Origin of the sequence: Desulfosediminicola ganghwensis (assembly GCF_005116675.2) — a bacterium.
GTDB lineage: Bacteria > Desulfobacterota > Desulfobulbia > Desulfobulbales > Desulfocapsaceae > Desulfopila > Desulfopila ganghwensis.
The window spans coordinates 3,386,338-3,405,800 of sequence record NZ_CP050699.1 but is presented as its reverse complement, the minus strand read 5'-3'; the positions used below and the strand labels follow the sequence as shown (position 1 = coordinate 3,405,800).

Annotated in this window: 18 protein-coding genes; 5 read left to right on the top strand and 13 right to left on the bottom strand. The window is 44.6% G+C overall.

Going from position 1 to position 19,463, the window contains the following annotated elements; all coding sequences use genetic code 11:
* Positions 1–42 precede the first annotated feature (42 nt).
* The 9 genes from FCL45_RS14445 to FCL45_RS14415 all read right to left on the bottom strand — a co-directional run bounded on the left by FCL45_RS14445 (position 43) and on the right by FCL45_RS14415 (position 8,529).
* Entirely contained in the window at positions 43–900 is an 858-nt protein-coding gene (locus FCL45_RS14445) for an SDR family oxidoreductase (RefSeq protein ID WP_136800012.1), read from the bottom strand.
* A gap of 559 nt (positions 901–1,459) precedes the next feature.
* Positions 1,460–1,834: a PH domain-containing protein gene (locus FCL45_RS14440; RefSeq protein ID WP_136800013.1), complete on the bottom strand. Its 375-nt coding sequence runs from the start codon at positions 1,832–1,834 to the stop codon at positions 1,460–1,462.
* Positions 1,835–2,680: 846 nt separating this feature from the next.
* Complete coding sequence (locus FCL45_RS14435) at positions 2,681–3,670, bottom strand: TFIIB-type zinc ribbon-containing protein (RefSeq protein WP_136800014.1); 990 nt, start codon at positions 3,668–3,670, stop codon at positions 2,681–2,683.
* Between the two features lie 317 nt (positions 3,671–3,987).
* On the bottom strand, positions 3,988–5,124 hold the full coding sequence (locus FCL45_RS14430) for an IS4 family transposase (RefSeq protein WP_176360051.1): 1,137 nt from the start codon (positions 5,122–5,124) through the stop codon (positions 3,988–3,990).
* A gap of 802 nt (positions 5,125–5,926) precedes the next feature.
* Positions 5,927–6,367, bottom strand: coding sequence for a single-stranded DNA-binding protein (locus FCL45_RS14425; protein WP_136795786.1), 441 nt, complete (start codon positions 6,365–6,367; stop codon positions 5,927–5,929).
* A gap of 160 nt (positions 6,368–6,527) precedes the next feature.
* The gene (locus FCL45_RS24635; protein WP_228721342.1) at positions 6,528–6,677 is read right to left on the bottom strand and encodes a hypothetical protein; all 150 of its coding nucleotides are present in this window, start codon (positions 6,675–6,677) and stop codon (positions 6,528–6,530) included.
* Positions 6,678–6,761: 84 nt separating this feature from the next.
* Complete coding sequence (locus tag FCL45_RS24630) at positions 6,762–7,481, bottom strand: SPL family radical SAM protein (protein WP_228721341.1); 720 nt, start codon at positions 7,479–7,481, stop codon at positions 6,762–6,764.
* A gap of 24 nt (positions 7,482–7,505) precedes the next feature.
* Positions 7,506–7,655 carry a hypothetical protein gene (locus FCL45_RS24625; protein WP_228721340.1) on the bottom strand — a complete coding sequence of 50 codons (150 nt, stop codon included), beginning with the start codon at positions 7,653–7,655 and terminating at the stop codon, positions 7,506–7,508.
* Position 7,656: 1 nt separating this feature from the next.
* Complete coding sequence (locus FCL45_RS14415) at positions 7,657–8,529, bottom strand: glycosyltransferase family 2 protein (protein WP_136795787.1); 873 nt, start codon at positions 8,527–8,529, stop codon at positions 7,657–7,659.
* Positions 8,530–8,665: 136 nt separating this feature from the next.
* Here FCL45_RS14415 and FCL45_RS14410 point away from each other — a divergent pair, with 136 nt between their 5' ends.
* The 5 genes from FCL45_RS14410 (at position 8,666) to FCL45_RS14390 (ending at position 15,751) form a co-directional block, all read left to right on the top strand.
* Positions 8,666–10,198, top strand: a complete 1,533-nt coding sequence (locus FCL45_RS14410) for an Rne/Rng family ribonuclease (protein ID WP_136795788.1) — start codon at positions 8,666–8,668, stop codon at positions 10,196–10,198.
* Between the two features lie 45 nt (positions 10,199–10,243).
* Positions 10,244–11,623: a M23 family metallopeptidase gene (locus tag FCL45_RS14405; protein ID WP_136795789.1), complete on the top strand. Its 1,380-nt coding sequence runs from the start codon at positions 10,244–10,246 to the stop codon at positions 11,621–11,623.
* A 451-nt stretch (positions 11,624–12,074) separates the two neighbouring features.
* Complete coding sequence (gene lptF, locus FCL45_RS14400; protein ID WP_136795790.1) at positions 12,075–13,553, top strand: LPS export ABC transporter permease LptF; 1,479 nt, start codon at positions 12,075–12,077, stop codon at positions 13,551–13,553.
* Positions 13,554–13,693: 140 nt separating this feature from the next.
* The gene (locus FCL45_RS14395; RefSeq protein ID WP_136795791.1) at positions 13,694–15,292 is read left to right on the top strand and encodes an NAD(P)H-hydrate dehydratase; all 1,599 of its coding nucleotides are present in this window, start codon (positions 13,694–13,696) and stop codon (positions 15,290–15,292) included.
* A 9-nt stretch (positions 15,293–15,301) separates the two neighbouring features.
* Positions 15,302–15,751 carry a CBS domain-containing protein gene (locus tag FCL45_RS14390; RefSeq protein ID WP_136795792.1) on the top strand — a complete coding sequence of 150 codons (450 nt, stop codon included), beginning with the start codon at positions 15,302–15,304 and terminating at the stop codon, positions 15,749–15,751.
* A gap of 228 nt (positions 15,752–15,979) precedes the next feature.
* On the opposite strand, the gene ung is transcribed toward FCL45_RS14390, so the two are convergent.
* The 4 genes from ung to FCL45_RS14370 all read right to left on the bottom strand — a co-directional run bounded on the left by ung (position 15,980) and on the right by FCL45_RS14370 (position 19,412).
* Complete coding sequence (ung, locus tag FCL45_RS14385; RefSeq protein ID WP_136795793.1) at positions 15,980–16,645, bottom strand: uracil-DNA glycosylase; 666 nt, start codon at positions 16,643–16,645, stop codon at positions 15,980–15,982.
* Between the two features lie 47 nt (positions 16,646–16,692).
* The gene (locus FCL45_RS14380; RefSeq protein WP_136795794.1) at positions 16,693–17,331 is read right to left on the bottom strand and encodes a response regulator; all 639 of its coding nucleotides are present in this window, start codon (positions 17,329–17,331) and stop codon (positions 16,693–16,695) included.
* A 165-nt stretch (positions 17,332–17,496) separates the two neighbouring features.
* Positions 17,497–18,144: a nicotinate (nicotinamide) nucleotide adenylyltransferase gene (gene nadD, locus FCL45_RS14375; protein WP_136795795.1), complete on the bottom strand. Its 648-nt coding sequence runs from the start codon at positions 18,142–18,144 to the stop codon at positions 17,497–17,499.
* Positions 18,144–19,412, bottom strand: coding sequence for a glutamate-5-semialdehyde dehydrogenase (locus FCL45_RS14370; RefSeq protein WP_136795796.1), 1,269 nt, complete (start codon positions 19,410–19,412; stop codon positions 18,144–18,146). The genes nadD and FCL45_RS14370 overlap by 1 nt, the downstream gene beginning before the upstream one ends.
* Positions 19,413–19,463: the final 51 nt, after the last annotated feature.

Sequence of the window (19,463 nt, the reverse complement as noted above, 5' to 3'; positions counted from 1 at the left end):
AAGATTGTGGATCGCTTTGCGATCACAATCTATCCTTATTCGTTATACCTTTTTATTATTCAATTCCAAGAAGTATTCTTTTAACGTGCGTTTGCCATATTCAGGGGCAAGCATATCAATTGCCATGACTGTCATGAAAAATTCAACTGGTCCATAAAACTTACTTCCGGTAAGTAATTTTACCAAATTGAGAATTGTAATCCTTACCCAATCTGGGATATGTGTTATTTTCGGCTTAATACCCAAAATATCAAAGGCTATCGATGCAATCTCATTTTGGGTGAGTGTTTCGGGGCCTCCAATTTCAACTTCTTTATCAGGCCTGTCGATAGCGTCTACGCAAACAACTGCCAAATCTTCACCATGGATTGGATTCGCTCTCAATTCTCCGTTTCCAAAAAGATATATTCTCCCAATTTTTGCCATGTTAAAAAATTCTGACATATCTGAGAAAAATCCATTTGGGCGAACAATACAATAATCTATCCCTGACTGTTTCAACTGCTCAACAAACAACTCTTTTGCGTCGCATATTTTTAGGTTTCTTAGCTTTTCACCATTTAGGACTGAAACATAAATAAATTTTGTAACTCCATTTTTTTTAGCTTCTTTCAGCAAATTCATATTGGCTTGATAATCTACATCCATATATGTAAGACCATCTTTTTGTTTTGTGATACCAACAGTTGATATAACGATATCGATACCTTTACAGCACTCTCTGATGGACTCTGGGTCAGTCAGTTCTGCTTTAAGCAGTTCGTTGGCTTTAATATCATTTTGCTCAAGTTTTTCTGGGCTTCGAGCAATAGCCCTGAAAAAACAGGATCGTTGTTGAAGTTCCTTTGCAATATAGATTCCCAAGTAACCCGTTGATCCTGCCAATAAAATTTTTTTCATATTGTCTTCAATACATCATGCATAACGTATGAGCCGCGTCACCTCCAGCGGCTTGTTCGATCCAATACACCAGAGTCATTGACCGATACATTTGTGAAATGTCCACTCACCAATTTTTTCCATCGAAACGGTGACGTGTGACTTCATGGGCCAAACTGCCACGATAGAAGACTTGATAAATATCCATTCAGGATGCCTACGACTATTGCGATAATGAACCCGCCTATCTTAGATCGGCCTAAAACCATCCATAAACTAAAGGCCATGATCCAGACAAACACTATGTAAGCGAATATACCAAAAAACACGTGAAATGCTGAAATAAAAGGTATAGCTGGCAGAATGGAAAGGTAAGTCCAAATCCTTGGAGGCAATAGTGCATTTATCAATCCAATAGAGTAAGTAAGAGCCAAATATACTCCCACACAACTTAGGAAATATATGAGTCTAACTTTCCAGTTAACTTTTTGCATGTATCTGAATCGAACGTTGATTTGACCGGCGAGATTCAGCGAGTCCGGTGGAACAGCTGGTTAGCTTATATTGTTTTTCGCCTATATTACGATATGTGCTTAGCTAAGACCTTTTGTAGATCGTATATATTTACCTTTTTATTAAATGTTTTTTCTATTGGATCAGGCGCACTTCCTACCCATATTTTTAGCTCTGCATCAAGGTCAAAATGTCCAGATGTTTCGATACTGAATTTAGTTATTTTTCCGTATGGAATAGAAAGGTATTCAATCTTTTTTCCAGTCATACCTTGCACGTCTATAATAATTAGACGTCTATTTGTAAAAATAAATGTATCTCTAATAACTTTAAAGCCAACTTCTATTGATTCATCTTCTGCAAGTAGTTTTTCATACTCATGTGTGAGATCATCTGGTTCGACAACTCCTGCATTTCCTATAAGGCTAGAAAATATACCCATTATTACTCCTTTAATTTAACTAAATTGTTTTATTGATTGTTATTCTAGTTAGCGTGAAATTCACCGGCGAGCTTCAGCGAGTCCGGTGGATTGTTTGGTGTACGCCCGGCATGGGCGTGATCTTATGGGGTGCAAGTCCCCTGTATGGGAATCCTGTTTCCGTTTAATTACAGAAACATAAATACTAGCCGAAGGCAAGGGCGACCTCGTGAGGGGTGGTCTGGAGGAAGCCGGAGTGCATAACTATGGGCCGACGGACAGAAACAGCATACAAGGCCGAGTCTCCGGGTAAGTCAGCACCACATGGCAAAGCCCAGGATTCAGGAGATACGGTAAATGCTGCGGTCGTGTAGGGAAGGATCACGTTCTTATCCGGGGAGGCCTGTTCAACGAGCGGTCGCTGTTTAGGCAGCGCCCTGTATGGCAACATGCAGGGTGATTGGGCAGGAGTCAGCAGAGGCCATAGTAGGCGAAGGACGTTACCACTAAGGGACAATGGTAACTGGATACGAGCTCGGTAAATAGAAAAGCCGGGATGGTTCACCCCGCTGAAGGGCTAAACCCATAGAGGATAGAGAGATCTTATATGCTCTACCATGCTTTGAACCCGACCGGGTGAGCACATTGGTAGGCGCGATGTAAGAACCATCTCTCTCTCAAGTGTAATCAGCAGTTGTCGCCTTCTTGCTGTCAAAGAGCTGCGGATATACTTCATCCGACTACGGTCCGGTGTTCTTTGGGAACCGCCTAGTGCGGACCCGCATGCTAGGTGGTGTGGGGGCTGGGGGCTAAACACCCCCGGCTACCCGATTAACCATTCTTTAATAATTTTCTTTGAGCCATGGTTTAGATAACAGTCTGAATGTGATTTAATAAATTATCTTCATTTACAAATGTCAAATCATACATACTGCTCATACCTTGTGCTTGTTCTTGACTAAGGCCGAAGACACAAATGATAAATAGTCTTTTATCAATATTAATTTTCTTTCTTAGAGTTAAATATTTGTCAATATCATGACGAAATTCGCCAGTTTTACACTCGACACAGATTGGAGTTCCCTTGTCTGTCAACAAGAACAAATCAAGCTCATATGAACTATTGCCAGGGAATGAAACATCTAAATTTCTTGAACAAGCTAAATTTAAATTTTGATTGCTGAAAAACTCTAATACTTCCATTAGTGCGAACCACTCCATCCAAATTCCATTGAAAAAATTACGTATTTTCGGAGCGGTCTGTAGTGTTAATCGTATAACTTCTTCTTTTTTCTGGTAATGGTATTTTGCTACAAACGAATAGTCATATAGAGTTTTGCAAAATGATGTGATTTGCTGTATTTCTTTTTGATTTTTATTGGACAGTTCAAGCTTAACATTGGTGTATCCTTTGTTTTGGATATATTTAATTTGGTTACTTACATAACTTAATACGGCAAATTCCTTCCCTAATAGCAGTGCTATCTCATCAAAAAAACCTGTAGTATCAACTGCATCTGGATCCAATGACACCTCAATCTTTCGTTTTACAAACCATTCTTCTATAGGGGCAAGATTATGCTTTTGAGTGAGGATATTGGTATTATGAATATCAATGTCTTCCAAAGAAATATTTTCAATGGTAGGTTGAAGCGAATTTTCAATAGTCAATTCTTTACGCAGTAGATTCAATTCTTTATTTTGGGATATATGCTTTTTTATCAACGCGTTAAGAAAAGCAACAGTGTCATGAATGGTTGATGCCTGGGCACACTTTGGGCATTTTACAGATTTTCCGACATAATCAGATCCAACTTCTCGAATATGACCGCATTTATTGCATCTAAAAATTGCCATAATTAGTACACTCTATTTATTTTAGTTATAGGGTTTGTTATTAATTAAAGTTAACGTGTAATATAGGAGTACTCCCTTTTTGGGGATTTCTGCTCCATTTTCGATAAATACGACTACCACAACGGGTAGCTACCCGTTGTGGTAGTCCCTACTTGGTGCGTGATGACTCACACACTTATATATCTGAAATAGCTATATTTTCTCTAATACTAGGCAAAACAGGTCCAAGATGCAAGAGATATAAAAGAAAGTTCTTATAACTCCCCAAATACGCAAATAACTGTGATATACCCATATGGGTCACTGCTGTCTCATAGTTAATTCCACAATGCAAGTTGTGGCGAAAATTGTGTTTTTCCTGGTTTGTCAGGCGGCTTTAACAAGTCAGCCAACGGTCTTCTTTCAAAAATGTTCAATTGCAATAGCCTGAGCAGTTGCGTGAGCGATCCTTTGAATTTGGCCATGAATTTAAAATACGACAGCATTAGATAGACACAGAGGGCAATCCATAGCTGTGTAAGTACTGCGTTTTCAGATGTTCCAAGAAACGTCTTCACTTTTAGTTGTTGCTTGATCCACTTAAAGAACAGTTCGATTTGCCAGCGTTCTTTATAAATTGCAGCAACCTCTGATGCTTTGAGTTTCCTCGAATTTGTCACAAACTGATACTCAATGCCCGTTTCTGGATCAACATAGATAATCCGTCGAAAAGTGAACTGATATCCTGGAATTTTTATCTTTTGGTCTTCAAGAACATCAGGAGAATCGGGTTTACGTCGGTTGCCGTAGCGATAGACTTTTGCATTACTTTTAAGCCGTGTTACGAACGTTATTTTGCGTTTGTCGAGGGTCTCGTACCAAGTGTAATCGGTGAACCCTCGGTCAAAAACTACACAAGAACCGGCAGGCAGGTTAAGAGATCGTGCCCATTCGATTTCATGTTTTTTGCCCTCCGTCATATCCATGAAGACTGGAAGATAGCCACTTGCATCAAGGCCAAAATGCAATTTCATGGCACCCTTGGTTTTGCGGTAGTTAGCCCACGGAAACACTGAGAGACAGAGATTGACCATCGTTGCATCGAGTAAATAAATTTTACCCTTGAACTTGAACCTATGCTTCGGAGCATTCGCCTGGCACTTATGCAAAAGCTGAAAGAACATGGCTTTGAAAGTCTCATAAGGCTGTTGCTCATTGACACGAGCCAAGGTGGCCCGACTAGTTGGCCTCATACCCAAATGATACAAACGAGACTTTTGAACGGCCAGGTTGCTGACTAAGTCACGAAGGCTCTTTCTGGAAGTGAGTTGGGCTATAGTCATGGCGAGAAACTGGCTCCATCTGTTGAAGGAGCGAAACTTTTGTCCATGATGATGCTTTCTTGCCAGTTTCTCAAAATCATGTCTTGGGAAAAATGAAGCAATCTGATTTAGGATTGTGCTAGAATGACCCATGGCTCGGATCTCCTTGTTATTATATTGTTTTTCGCAAATTCACTATAACACAAGAAGCTCTCCGAGCCTTTATTTATCCGTAATCACGTTATTATTTGTGAGACAGCAGTGCATATGGGTATAATACGCAAACCTGATATTCTTCCCACAGAACAATACCAGACTATTGCCCACAACAACCCTTGGGCCCAGCCTATAGATCACATTCGGTTCTTCGAGTTATTGGTAGGGTAACGGCATACTTTGGTTGTTCAAACAATCCATCTTATCCATCTATCGGGTTGTTTGAACCAGTAAAGCGTAGGAGAATTCAACCTGCCGCCAAGCTACGACTTAGGCGCACAGCCTTCAGTCAACCTGGTGGCAGGCTGACGACTTCGGCAGGTGATCGGCTGTATTAGAGAAATTTGAGGTGGAACTGAACGCTAGTGTTGCGGTTTTACAATTTTGGCACTCAAAACCATGAGAAGCGTAAAAGCATATTGAACTGACCCCACGTGACCAGTGGTATCACATGATAGAAATACACCACATGACTGGTTGAAAGATTTCACAACGCCGAGCAATCGGTTTTCTTCTTATTTGGCTACTTTTGATTAGAGTGTTAAATATATTCAACTCTCTCCTAAGATTATGCTCACAACAGTAGCTTTTCAAATAGGGCTATGCCCCCTGAAGAATTTTTTACTTCCGATGAAAGATTGACGACCCCGTTTGCTCCAAATAAAAAACCCCAAATCCCGCATTGCTTATGCGGGATTTGGGGTTTCTTATTTGGTAATTATAAAGCAGAAGCTCGATACTAAAACGGCACATCCTCTCCGGTGCCGCCTACAGAACCCCAGCTAGGTGGCTCTGGCATCGGCTCACTGAAACCACCACCGCCGCCGCCTCCCATGTTCCCGCCACCTTCACCGCCACGTGGAGACAACATTTTCATCTCTCTGGCCACGATCTCGGTTGTGTATCTGTCGTTGCCGTTTTGATCCTGCCATTTGCGGGTCTGGATCTTACCTTCGACATAGACTCTTGAACCTTTGTGGAGATATTCACCACAAATTTCAGCCAAACGGGCCCAAGCGACGATGCGATGCCATTCTGTACTCTCCTGCATCTGACCGTCCTGTCCTTTCCAGCGCTCGGTAGTCGCAACGTTGAACGTCGCAACCGAAGTGCCGCTCTGGGTATATCTAATCTCAGGATCGGCCCCTAAGTTACCTACAAGTATTGCCTTATTAATCATTATTCTTATCTCCTTTTAATTACGCTGGAATATATCAAACCGCGTGATAATAGCAAAGCGTAAAGTATACGATAGAAATGCAAAACGCCAAGTATAATGTGAAAACATTCACATGCACTACTCAAACACCGTGCTAGCCGGTTGCTTTCCTGTAGAAATATTATCGTGGCGAATCAAAAAATGCCCGGTCGAGCATGGCTGGCACGCCACCTTGTTCTTCAGGCGCAAAACCCATTACCTCCCGCCAGATCTCATCGCTCTCCATGCAAAAGTAAATACAGGTACGCTCTGCTGCACGTTTTTTGAGCATTCCATAAATGGATTTATAAAGACGGACTCTGTTATCTCTGAAATATCGAACTTTTCCGTCAAGCCCTTCAACAAATTCCTGGAATTACATCCGCGGCCCCGGGAACCTGCCAACACCTATCTCCTTTAATTTGGGGAGATATCGCAGGGCTCCCATGGAAATCCAGACGATTTTGTCGGCCGGAACGGAGTCATACAATTTCCTGATAGTCTCTTCGTAGCCCTCTTCCCACCCCTCATGCTCAATGATTGGGTCGAAATGGAACGCGAGCTTATATCCCCACTCGGCACATTGCCGTGCAGCTTCTAAACGCTCTTCGAGAGTCGCCGCGCGAATTTCCTCTTTCTGCAGGACCGGTCGACTATTGAGTGACCAGGCAATAACGGTTCTGCCCTGGTGATCCAGATCCTTAAGGTTCTCAATAACCGCAGATTTGGTCTTGAGTTCGAGCATGGCATTTTCATACGTTGCGATATGGGTTACCAGTCGCCTGCTGAGAACCGTTAGCCTGTCTATGGCCAGAGAGTCGGTGAATTCGCCTGTTCCTATTCGGTACACCTTTTCAGGATTGTCTTGCAGTACCGTGTCTATCTCTGCCAGAAGGCCGTCTACATTTACATAGAACGACAACCACGGATTGTTAAGATATGCCTGCAGAATGCAATACACACAGTCTATGGGGCAGTTCATGCCTGTGTTGAGCACATGATAATCACAGCAGCGATACTCACGGGTGGCGGGACAAGGTTTGAAAAATTGTCCTTTATGCCTGGTAAGGTACAGATGTTTCTTGCCTTCAGACATATTATCCGGGTAGGCACGCTCAAACTACGCGGGATCGTCTCCTTTGGCAATAACATCCCACGGCAACTGAGCCCTTTCCAGAATTTCTCTCGCATACGGGTCATCGACGCAACTTTCGTCAACATGGATATGTTGTATATATCGGGACGGATCCCACCAGGACTGTTTTTTCATTTTATGGCCTTGTTTCAGGCTGTTCGATATTTGGTTCCATTGATCGGGCAAGAGCCAGATACTCTTGGCCTTCCTGCACTCTGTCATGCCGCATGCAGCCGTTACCATATATTGTGGCCTTTTTCACCAGCTCTTTTCTGGTCATTGTCGCCTGCTCAGGTGTAAGTACATTTGCCTTCAGGAGTTTCTCAAGGGATTCAATACGCAATTTGTCCATGCCTACGCGATATTGATGTGACACCTGGTCATCTCTCCCTCCCTCTTTTATCGTGAGAGGCTCATCAACAAGGAGAAAGGGATACCTACAACTGGCCCTGAGCCAGAAATCATAATCTTCGCAACAAGGAAGTGATTCATCAAACAGACCTATTTCATCAAACAGGTCTCTTCTCACCATTACTGTAGACATGCCAACGGCACAAAGCTCAAGGCAATGGGAAAAGATATCACCATGACGCGGTATATGCTTTTTCTTCTGATTAAGATGCTCTCCCTTTCTGTACCACTTTTCCCTGGTATGGCTGATTAAATAATCAGGCTGCTTTTGCATAGCCCCTAGCTGATATTGGATTTTTCTTTTTCTCCAGTGGTCATCTGAATCGAGAAAGGTGATATACTCTTGAGAGGAAAGGGAAATTCCGAAATTTCTGGCAGCAGCCGGGCCTTTATTTTTTTGTTTCAGATAATGAATGGGAGTCGGTGATTCTGCCTTTAAGCCGGAAATAAACTCTTCAGTTCCATCCGTTGAACCATCGTCAACAACAATAATTTCAGCACATCTGGCTGATTGCCGAAAAACTGAATTTAATGCTTCTCTTAAGAAGTCATTACGATTATATGTGGGAATAATTACGGAAACCGGATGTGAAAGCATATTTACTTGATGGACATATTAAATCATATTGTTATAAAGTGTGGCTTTTTGCTCTATAAGTACTGTATACTCCACGTTTCATCAATAATCTCCTTTCCATACACGGAAAGTCTTATACTTTGCTAGAAAATCGATCATGACTACGGAAATACTTATCAACTCCAGAAGCTATGAGGTGCGTCTTGCGCTGGTCGAAGATGGTGTACTCAGTGAGTATCACCTTCAGAGACCAACCGAGAAAGGCCTGATGGGCAACATTTACAAGGGTAAAGTAGTTCGTGTGTTACCTGGTATGCAGGCTGCATTTGTCGACATAGGTCTTGAACGAACAGGTTTTCTGTATGTTGACGATATCCATGTTGAGGAATCAATTCCTGATGTAGACGGTTCAGAAGAGTCCCCTCCTGTGCACCCGTGTGAAGCCGAGAAGGAACTCAATGAACGTATGTCCAGGCGTCCAGAAAATTACCAGATTGAAAATCTGCTTACCGAAGGCCAGCAAATCCTGGTGCAAGTGAGCAAAGATCCAATTGGTACCAAAGGTGCGCGCCTTACCTGCCATATCACGCTTCCTTGTAGAAACCTCGTGTATATCCCTCTTACCGATCATATCGGGGTTTCCCGCAAAATCGAGGAAGAGGAGATACGAAACCGCCTTAAGGGAAAGATTGAACAGATCCGCCCCAAGGGAGCTGGCTTTATAGTTCGTACTGTAGCGGAAAACGCACGGCTTGAGGAACTTGAAGCGGATATGGAATTTCTTCTGCATCTCTGGGAGGAAATTCAGGATCGTACCAAGTCACCTTATGCACCTGCTGTCGTTTACGAAGACCTTGACATAACACTCAGGGCTGTTCGTGACCTTTTTACCATAGACGTTGATCGCCTGACGATTGATGATGAAGAAGCTTTCAAAAAGATTGAAAAATTCGTCAACACCTTCGCCCCTGAGCTGCATTCAAAGCTCAATCTATACACCGGAGAAACACCCCTTTTCGAGGCTCACGGAATAGAGGCGGAGATCAACAGGGCTATTGAAAAAAAGGTCTGGCTTCGCTCAGGTGGATACATCATTATTGAAAGCACGGAAGCCCTTTCTGTAATAGATGTAAATACAGGAAGATTCGTTGGCAAAAACAATCTCAATGAAACGATTTTCAAAACCAATATGGAAGCGGCTGTTGAGATTGCCTATCAGCTCCGCTTGCGAAATATTGGCGGCATTATAATTATTGACTTTATCGACATGGAGGATGAGGCTCACCGGGAGGAACTTTTTACTACCTTCAAAAACGCTGTCAAAAAAGATAAGAGCCGTATTAATATCTTAAAACTCTCAGAGTTTGGCCTGGTCCAAATGACCAGGAAGAGAAACAGCGAGAGCCTTTATCAATTGATGTGTGAGCCTTGCCATTACTGTACCGGTGAGGGTATGTTGAAATCTCGACGTACCATCTGCTACGATATATTCCGTAAGATCAACAGGAATGCAAGGTTCGCAGGTGGTAGCACCGTCACGGTGAGGGTACATCCCCGCATCGCTGACATGCTTTCCCACGAAGAAGAGCTGACCAGGCTTCAGCTTGAACACGATACAGGAAAGCGTTTAATAGTAGCTCCTGCCAAGGATCTACATATCGAAAAGTATGAAATAATCTGGCAAAGATAGTGGTGATCAGATGATTCATACCCTAACCCTTTACAAGCTGCACTCATGGGACTCAACAAACCGACCAACTCCAGAAAATCAGGCCGTTTTTTCTTCATTTTCTTATTAATAGTAGTATTAGGGGGTGGTGGTGCCTCCTATTTCCTCTTCTTTGAAGGCAAGGCCCCTACCGTTAACCTTGATTCTATCCCCGAATACCTGGGTGCTGCAAGTACCCTGAATATAACAACTTCTGACGTAGGCAGCGGATTACGCAAGGTAAACATTTCCGCGAGCCAAAAAAATACAACGAAGGAACTTTACTCTCACAGTTATCCAAGAAGCGGATATACCGGCCCGATTGGCCCGATGAATGATACGCAGGAGCTGCCTTTCGACGCCAAGAAGCTCGGTTTCGAGGATGGTGAGATAACTATCAGCGTTACCGCCAGTGATTACTCATTTCGTGGCTTTCTTTCCGGCAACACCGTGACTGCCAGCAAAACATTCACACTCGATACCAAACCGCCCCGCCTGGGTATACTCCACAGCGAGCGCTATATCGCACCTGGTGGTGCAGGTATTGCAATTTATACTATGTCGGATGATGACACCGAACACCACGGTGTCATGATTAATAGTACCTTTAACAAAGGCTATCCAATCGGTGACGGAAGGGAAAATACGTTTATTGCCTATTTCGGCCTGCCATATGATGCCACCGAGATTTCCGAAGCCCGGGTTATAGCCACAGATATAGCTGGAAACACTTCTGCACTGCCGTTTTCACCTATTTTTAAGGATCCGAGACAAAAGCATGATCGCATTAACATCAGCGACGGTTTCCTGAATACAAAAGTTCCGGAGTTCGAGCAGTATTACCCTGACATACCAGGTGATATGGTAGAAAAGTACCTGCACATCAACCGTAATATACGCCAGGAAAACAATAAACAAATTGCCGAACTCTGCAGTGAGCCCGTTGAAGATCGTTTGTGGCAAGGACGTTTTCACCGCATGGCCGGTGCCGGGCGTGCTGGTTTTGCCGACCATAGAACCTATTATTACAATGATAAAGCAATCGACAAACAGGTTCACCTCGGCATGGACATCGCCTCAACCCGCAGAGTTGTTATAAAAGCTGCCAATGCAGGCAAAGTTGTTTTTTCCGATTATTTGGGGATCTACGGCAAAATGGTGCTGATCGACCATGGCCAGGGAGTATTCAGTCTTTACTCACATCTGAGTCAGCTCAATGTCAATGCCGGAGACATGGTCGCCACAGGTGACAACATTGGCAACAGTGGCACCTCCGGAATGGCCGGCGGCGACCATCTGCATTTTTCGATGCTGATTAACGGTGTCTTTGTCACACCGATTGAATGGTGGGATCCAAACTGGATTAAAATTACGATCGATGAACCGATTGTTGAATCCAGGTTCTAATACAGATCCCCGGCGCATTACCTGCACCGGGGATTTTTTTTGAAACTCAGCTGACTCATTCATGGGGTTGCCGATTCTGAAATCGAGGCATCAAGTACAAAAGCGTAGTAAACTATTGGCAACACCTGGTACGAAGAACATGGGATCATACATACACTCCAGAGACTGAAAATCAGCCATGCAGTTTGGTGATTCTGGTTGTCACCCGTTAAGGAGCGACACCTTTTGCCGGAATCAGCTGTTATTTTTTTGTACAATCTGAAATTTTCTGAATTTTCGTGAAACATTCAGTCTCACTATCTGCCGGAATATTCGATGAACCTGGCAGAGAGTACTATCTTCAAGTATTTCAGCTTGTTCTCAGATCGGTTTTTAAGTAATCTCTCCGCAAATTGGCTAAAATTATTACTTTTACACGATTGCTTACCTGCTCCTGGCTCCCTGCAAAGTTATGAAAGCACTTACCCGGAATCCATTCCTTCTTTATAGCTATCTCAGCACCGAGATGCTGGCACCATTTTTTGCCAGTTTTCTCATTATGAACGGTGTGTTTTTTCTTGTGAAGCTGATCCCCTTTTTGAATTTTGCCCTGGATCTTGATATCAGCTTCACCGATTTTGTCAGGATGTTCTCATATATGATGCCGAACATGCTGCTCTACACCCTTCCCATGGCGGCAATGATGGGAGTAATCATTGCATTTTCCAGGCTTTCAAGTGACATGGAAATACTTGCACTCAAAGCCAGCGGCATAAGCGTCTACAGAATTCTGCCACCACTTTTCATCGTCGCCCTGTCGATAACACTTGCTACCACGTACATTTCGACCAAACTCATCCCTGCAAGTGAAATTTCCATGAAGCAGCTGACCTATCAGCTGTTGAAAGAAAAAATCGATAAGGGAATCAAGGAGTATCAGTTTACCGAGGCACTTGGAGATCTGGTGGTGCATGTCGGCGAAATTGACAATGACACAGGGCAGTGGACAAACGTCTGGGTCTCAGACATGCGCGGACAAAAGAACCCTTCCATCACCATGGCTTCCAAGGGCAGAATGTTCAGTAATCTCGACGAAATGAATATTACTATTCTCCTTGAAAACGGTAGCCTCCATCGCCCGGATGAAAAGGATGCTCAAATCGTCAATTTTGAGCGGTATATAATCAACATTCCATTACAGCCTGGTTCTCAGCCCAAACCCAGCGAAAGAAAATCGCTGGGAATGATGCAACTCTATGAAAGAGCACACGAGAAAGGACTCAATACAGAGGATGGGCGTGAACTGCTGACCGAATTTCATAAACGCCTTGTGCTGCCGTTCGGTTGCCTTATCCTGACTATTCTCGGGCTCCCCCTCGGACTCCAGTCAGGCCCCGGTAAACGGGCCACCGGCATACCATATGGCTTGGCAGTATTCGTTCTGTATTACGTACTCTTCACTCTCGGGAGGACTCTGGCTGATGATGGCAAGGCACCTGTGGCGTTTATTATGTGGCTACCCAATGCTATATTCCTGCTCATAGCTTTTTACGCGATTAACAGGGTCACCCACGAAAAACCCATTTTACCTGAACGGCTGCAGTTCATGCTGAACAATCTCTATGCCATAGCACTGAAGCCTTTTGTTTATCTGTGGAAAAAGATCTACAACCTGCTGTTTGGGTCCCGAACCGAGGTTTCGCAAAGCCCGAGCGGCGATAAGCCCGGTGAAGAAATTGCCGATGACGAACTCAAGGTGCTGCGTGGGGATGAGCATGCAAAAATCTACCACTACTCTCAATGTCGTTTGTATAACCAGGACAGTTGCTCAACCACATTTCTCAGTGCCGCCTGGGCCGAGGAAGCCGGTTTCAAGCCATGTAAACTTTGTGCACCCAAAACGAACATAAGCCCGGCCGCCCCGCCCTCAGGGTCGAAGGGTGTCAAATAGTTTTTTTTGATTACATCTATATATTTTTACTTGAATATTTCAGCCCGTTCAATAGTATCTGAGGTAATGACTGTATAAGATAGAAATAACGACCAGAAATTCACAGCCCGGGATAGCTGTTCCGTTCGTAAGGAGTCCGTATGAAATTGCCCACCGCCCAGGAAATGCAGGCCCTCGATAAATGCGCCATCGAAGAGTTCGGAATTCCAGGAATCGTCCTCATGGAAAATGCCGGCCTTGGTACAGTGCGTATGATGCAGAAACATCTCGGTGACTGCAAAAATACCTTTGCCTCTATTTTCATAGGCCCTGGCAACAATGGCGGTGATGGTCTCGTTATTGGTCGCCATTTGCACCAATTGGGTTGCAAACCTATATTTTTCTTTCTGATAAACCCGGACAAACTCAAAGGCGACGCCGCGACCAACCTTGCCATTATTAAAAAGCTTCGGCTGCCCTTTCATGTCATTGATACAGAATCAAGGGTGCAGACCATTTCAGTTCTCTACAAACAGATAGAGTCACGTGGTATGCCCTGCTACGCTATCATAGACGCTATCTTCGGTACTGGCCTTACCCGTGATGTGGCAGAACATTATGCCTCCGCCATTGAGTTGATCAATAGTCATGGATTTGCCCACCAGAAACCCATCATCTCTGTCGATTGTCCCTCCGGCATGAATGCCGATAACGGCAAAGTGCTTGGTACCTGTGTTAAGGCAGACTACACAGCGACCTATGGTTTTGCAAAGCCAGGTCATTTTATTCACGACAGCCGTGAACTGACAGGTGAACTGGAGGTAATCGATATTGGCATTCCTCCGGAAGCTCTCGAAAAGGTACCAGTTTCCAACGAACTGCTAGATGAAAATATCATTAAAAAAATCGCTCCGGAACTCGCCAGGAAGCGTTCTTCGCACAAGGGCAATTACGGCCATCTTCTGATACTCGCCGGTTCAGCGGGCAAAACCGGCGCTGCCATATTAAGCGGACTTGGTGGATTGCGGGGGGGATGTGGCCTGGTTAGCCTCGCCGTACCCGGTGATCTTAATCCGGTCATCGAAACGAACCTGCTCGAGGCAATGACCATTCCGCTTTCGGGTACCAATACCTTAACCTACAACGATACTGACCTCATCCTTTCTCAGCTTGAAGGCAAAGATGCACTGGTTATCGGCCCTGGTATCGGCACCTCAACAAACACAGCCCGACTGATACTCTCTTTATATCAACAGGTAACTGCCCCGACAGTTGTAGATGCGGATGCTCTAAACATTCTCGCTGAAAGTAAGGAATATATCCGTGAGGCTGGTGGATTGAGAATTTTCACTCCACATCCCGGAGAATTAAGCAGATTGATAGGCTGGACCATTAGCGAAATACAGGAAAACAGACTCGAAGCCGCCCGCACGGCGTGTGCCGCCTTCAATAATGACAGCAGCCAGAATATAGTTATCCTAAAGGGAGCGGGTACTATTATCGCCTCACCAGGACGTACCACGCTCATCAACACTTCCGGTAATCCTGGAATGGCGACCGGTGGCATGGGGGATGTCCTTTGCGGCATAATCGGTGCAATGCTCTGTCAGGGGCTTGACCCGCTAACTGCAGCAGCAGCAGGTGTTTACCTGCACGGTGCTGCAGCTGACAGATTGTACGATGAGTTTGGACCGGGCTATACCGCCAGTGAAGTTGCCCACATGATTCCCGAAACTTTGAAGGCATTACAAACAGAATAGGTCATCACTATGAAAATCGCTGCAGACATCATGACCAGAGAATTGATCACTGTCACTAAAGACGTGTCAGTAAAAGAGTTGGCACTCTTGTTTACAAGTAAAGACATCAGCGGTGTACCCGTTGTCGATGCGGATGAACAACTCATAGGCATTGTTACCCAAAGCGATCTGATCTATCAGAATAAAAAAGTGCATATACCGGCTGTCGCCACTATCCTCGATGCCTTTATCTTTCTGGAAAGACCAGCCAAAATGGATCAGGAGATGAAGAAAATAGCAGGTGCAACGGTTGCAGAAATCTACACGCCTGATCCTGTCACGGTGGAAGAGGAGACCGGGCTTGATGAGATTGCCACCATCATGGCCGAGAAAAAACTGCACACCCTGCCGGTACTCAAAGACGGAAAAATGACAGGCATAATCGGTAAAAGAGACATCATAAGAACCATCATCTCTTAAGATCGTGTAGGATTCTCGCTTTTTTATTGAATTACCACTAAAGCTCGGCTTCAAGGCGTGAGGGGAAAGTTGATAGGAGTAACAGCTTAGAGCTAAAAAGCTCTTCTCTACGAGCCGATTGCATAATGATTCAGGCGATTGTGCAATTGCTAATCAGTTACACCTCTCTCATCACCTCTGTCCTCTCACCTTCTCAAGCTGAAGGTGAGCGCTAATCGGATTTTTTTATTACCAGATAATTGGAGCCATACCGTTGCTTTCCAAATATCTATTACAATTCACAAAAACACCAGAGCCGATAAATCCCCTATGAGCGGAAAGTGGTGAAGGATGACTGGTTTTAAGAATATGGTGTTTGCTGCTGTCAATAAGTGCTGCTTTTTTCTGAGCAAATGCTCCCCATAACATAAAAACTACATTCTCTTTCTTCCGGGAGATTGTCTGAATGATATCGTCAGTGAGTTCATGCCAGCCAAGCTTTGCATGTGAATTAGGTTGCTTGGCTATTACTGTCAGGCTGGCGTTGAGCAACAACACCCCCTGCTCTGCCCAGTCTGTCAGGTCTGTTTTGCTCCTGCCCGCCTTTCCCTTATAAACTGTGTTGTTTATTTCCAGGAATATGTTTCTCAGCGACGGAGGCGTTGGTACCCCATCTTTTACAGAAAAACATAAGCCATGCGCTTCAGGCCCGACACCATTATGCTCGTTAAAGTATGGATCCTGGCCGATTACCACAACTTTGACCGAGTCGAGAGTGGTGACTCGCATCGATTGAAAAACACATTCTTTGGGTGGGTAAACTCTCTGCCCAAGTGAAGCCGGGCCATACGCTTTGGCAACAAGTTCTTTATGGACTCCCCGGTTAAGCATTGGGACTTCTTCTTCCCATAACATTGTAAGCTATTCCTCCAACACAGTACTTCTATATAAAGAGCCTTCCATCAGGCTGCTCCTGCTTTCATGTCTTCAATTATTATTAACGGATCACCACATTCCTTGCATAACGAGACGGTATCGCTGTTTAAATCTGCCTCTAATTCAACACTGTTTCTGGCACCGCACTCTTCACAGAAAACCAACCTCATGCTAGTCTCTTTCTTCACTGTGCTGCCCACAGATGATTGGCTGCTTAATGGCTGATGCTCAACATGAGTTTTCGACGCTGCTATTATTGCCAGGCGAATTCTGGCCGAAAACGCATCTTGCCTGCCATTGACAAAAAAATCTGCTTTGCTGAAAAAACCTACCGCACCATTCTTCAGGACCTCGACCTCTTCTTTTGAGCCCTCATCCGCGTTACTTGAAAATATAATAGTTGGCGTGGGTCTGTGTATCATCAGATGCTGCAGAGTTGTAACACCGTCCATCAACGGCATTTCCAGATCCATCAAAATGACATCAGGTTGAATTTTCAGCACCAGATCCAGTGCCTCTATGCCATTTTTGGCAACAGTGCAAATAGATATGCCAGCCAACCCCTTCATAGTTTCCTGAAGAAATTTCCGGAAAATTATGGAATCGTCGACAATGAGAATTTTAATTTTTGTTTCCACTGTATTCCCAAGTTTGGAGTCAGACATAAGCAGTCTACCTGGCAGAAATAATATTCCAATTCAGAGTTCCTGACATGGACATGAACTCTAAAATATTTTCCTGAAAAATCAAATGAAATCATCACAATAAAGGGAATACCCTGCATGCAATGAATCTGGTAACCGAGTGGAAAATAATGACTGGAGGTAGGATTACGTAAGGTACAGGTCGTTTTTTCGTATATAATCCAACACTTGCGGATGTACCCCTGCCACCTTCACTGTTCCACGTCTCAATTCTGATCGTATTGTGGAAGAGGAGATGGCATCAGGCTGGGCATCAAGAAAATAAATGTCTTTCAATTCACCCTCTGCCACCCATCTAGAGTTTGAGGCTTCAACGCGATAGCCGAGTTGAAGCGCAATAGCGTCAAGTGCCCCCTGCCTACTGAACCCCTTGCGTTTGGCAACAATCAGGTGAACGAGTGACAGCAGTTGCCTATACTCTTTCCAGCTCAAAAGATCTGCAAATGCGTCCACTCCGATAATAAAGGAATAATTGACAGTATCGCCGTCTCGTTTTTTCAAAAACCTGACAGTGTCAATGGTGTACGATGGCACGGGAAGATCACCCTCCACAAAGCAGGGCTGAATGAATTCCCGATCTTGCAGAGCAAGTAGCAACATCTTTTTACGATGGTGAAATGCAGTGACACTGTTATGACATTTGTGGGGTGGCCCTGCGGCAAGTATCAGTAATACCTTATCAAGACCCAATTCAGTTCTCGCCGCATTGGCTAACTGAAGATGTCCATCGTGGATGGGATCGAATGTCCCACCCAGCAAACCGACATTTTGCATCAGTTCCGTACCTGACCGTTGCCATAAACCACAAACTTCCTGGCAGTAAGCTCCTCAAGACCCATTGGCCCGTAGGCATGTAACTTGGTAGTGCTGATACCGATCTCTGCGCCCAGCCCAAGCTGGCCTCCATCATTGAACCTGGTTGAGGCATTAACCATGACTGCAGAAGCATCTACATGAGAAATAAAGGCATTGGCGTTACTGTAATTTTCGGTCAGAATCACCTCTGTATGTTTAGAACCGTGCTTATGGATATAACGGCACGCCTCCTCCATATCTTTGACAACGCGGCAAACCAGGGTGAGTTCCAGGAATTCCGTACCCCAGTCGGTCTCTAAGGCCTGCTCGGCCAAGTTGCAAAGCTCGACTGTCTTTTGGCACCCCTTGACTGTAACACCCTTATCGGTAAGTGTTTTAACAATTTCAGGTACATATTTGTCTGCTACAGCCTCATGAATCAGCACACCTTCCAGGGCATTGCATACGCCGGGACGGCTCGTCTTACCATTAACAATTACAGGTGTGGCCTTATCAAGATCAGCATACTCATCAACGAAGATATGGCAGACTCCTTTGTAGTGTTTCAACACCGGAATCCTCGATGTTTCACTCACAAATCGGATAAGCCCCTCTCCTCCCCTTGGAATAACCAGATCTATGGTTTCTTCCTGCTGCAACAAAAAGTTAACAGCCTGCCTATCGGTTACAGGAATAACCTGTACAGCATCCGTCGGCAAACCCGTCTCCTGCAATGCCTGCTGCAATATACCGGCCAGGACCAAATTTGAGTGAATAGCTTCAGACCCGCCCCGAAGAAGTACAGCGTTTCCTGTCTTCAGACAGAGCGCGGCAGCGTCGATGGTAACATTTGGACGCGACTCGTAAATCATCGCAATCACGCCGAGGGGCACGCGCATCCTGCCCACCTGCAGACCGTTTGGCCGGAGCTTTAAAGAATCAACACTACCGACGGGGTCCTGCAGAGCGATTACCTCCTGCAGCCCCTGAATCATCGAGTCAATCACTTTATCGGTCAAAGCGAGACGATCCAGCATTGCTTTTGAGAGACCCTTTTCTCTGCCGGCCAGCAGATCTTTTTCATTTTCAGACTGGATAATCGGTCGATTCTGATCAAGTAACTGTGCAACCCGACGAAGTGCGCCATCTTTTTGCTTGCTGGAGACCGGCATCATAGCAACGGACGCCTGCTGTGCAGCTTTGGCCATAGTAATAATCGTCTCATTCAGACTCTTCGTATCAGTCATATCTTTCATCCCGTTTTAAATCCACCTGATAATTTTTTCAGTTGATGAACC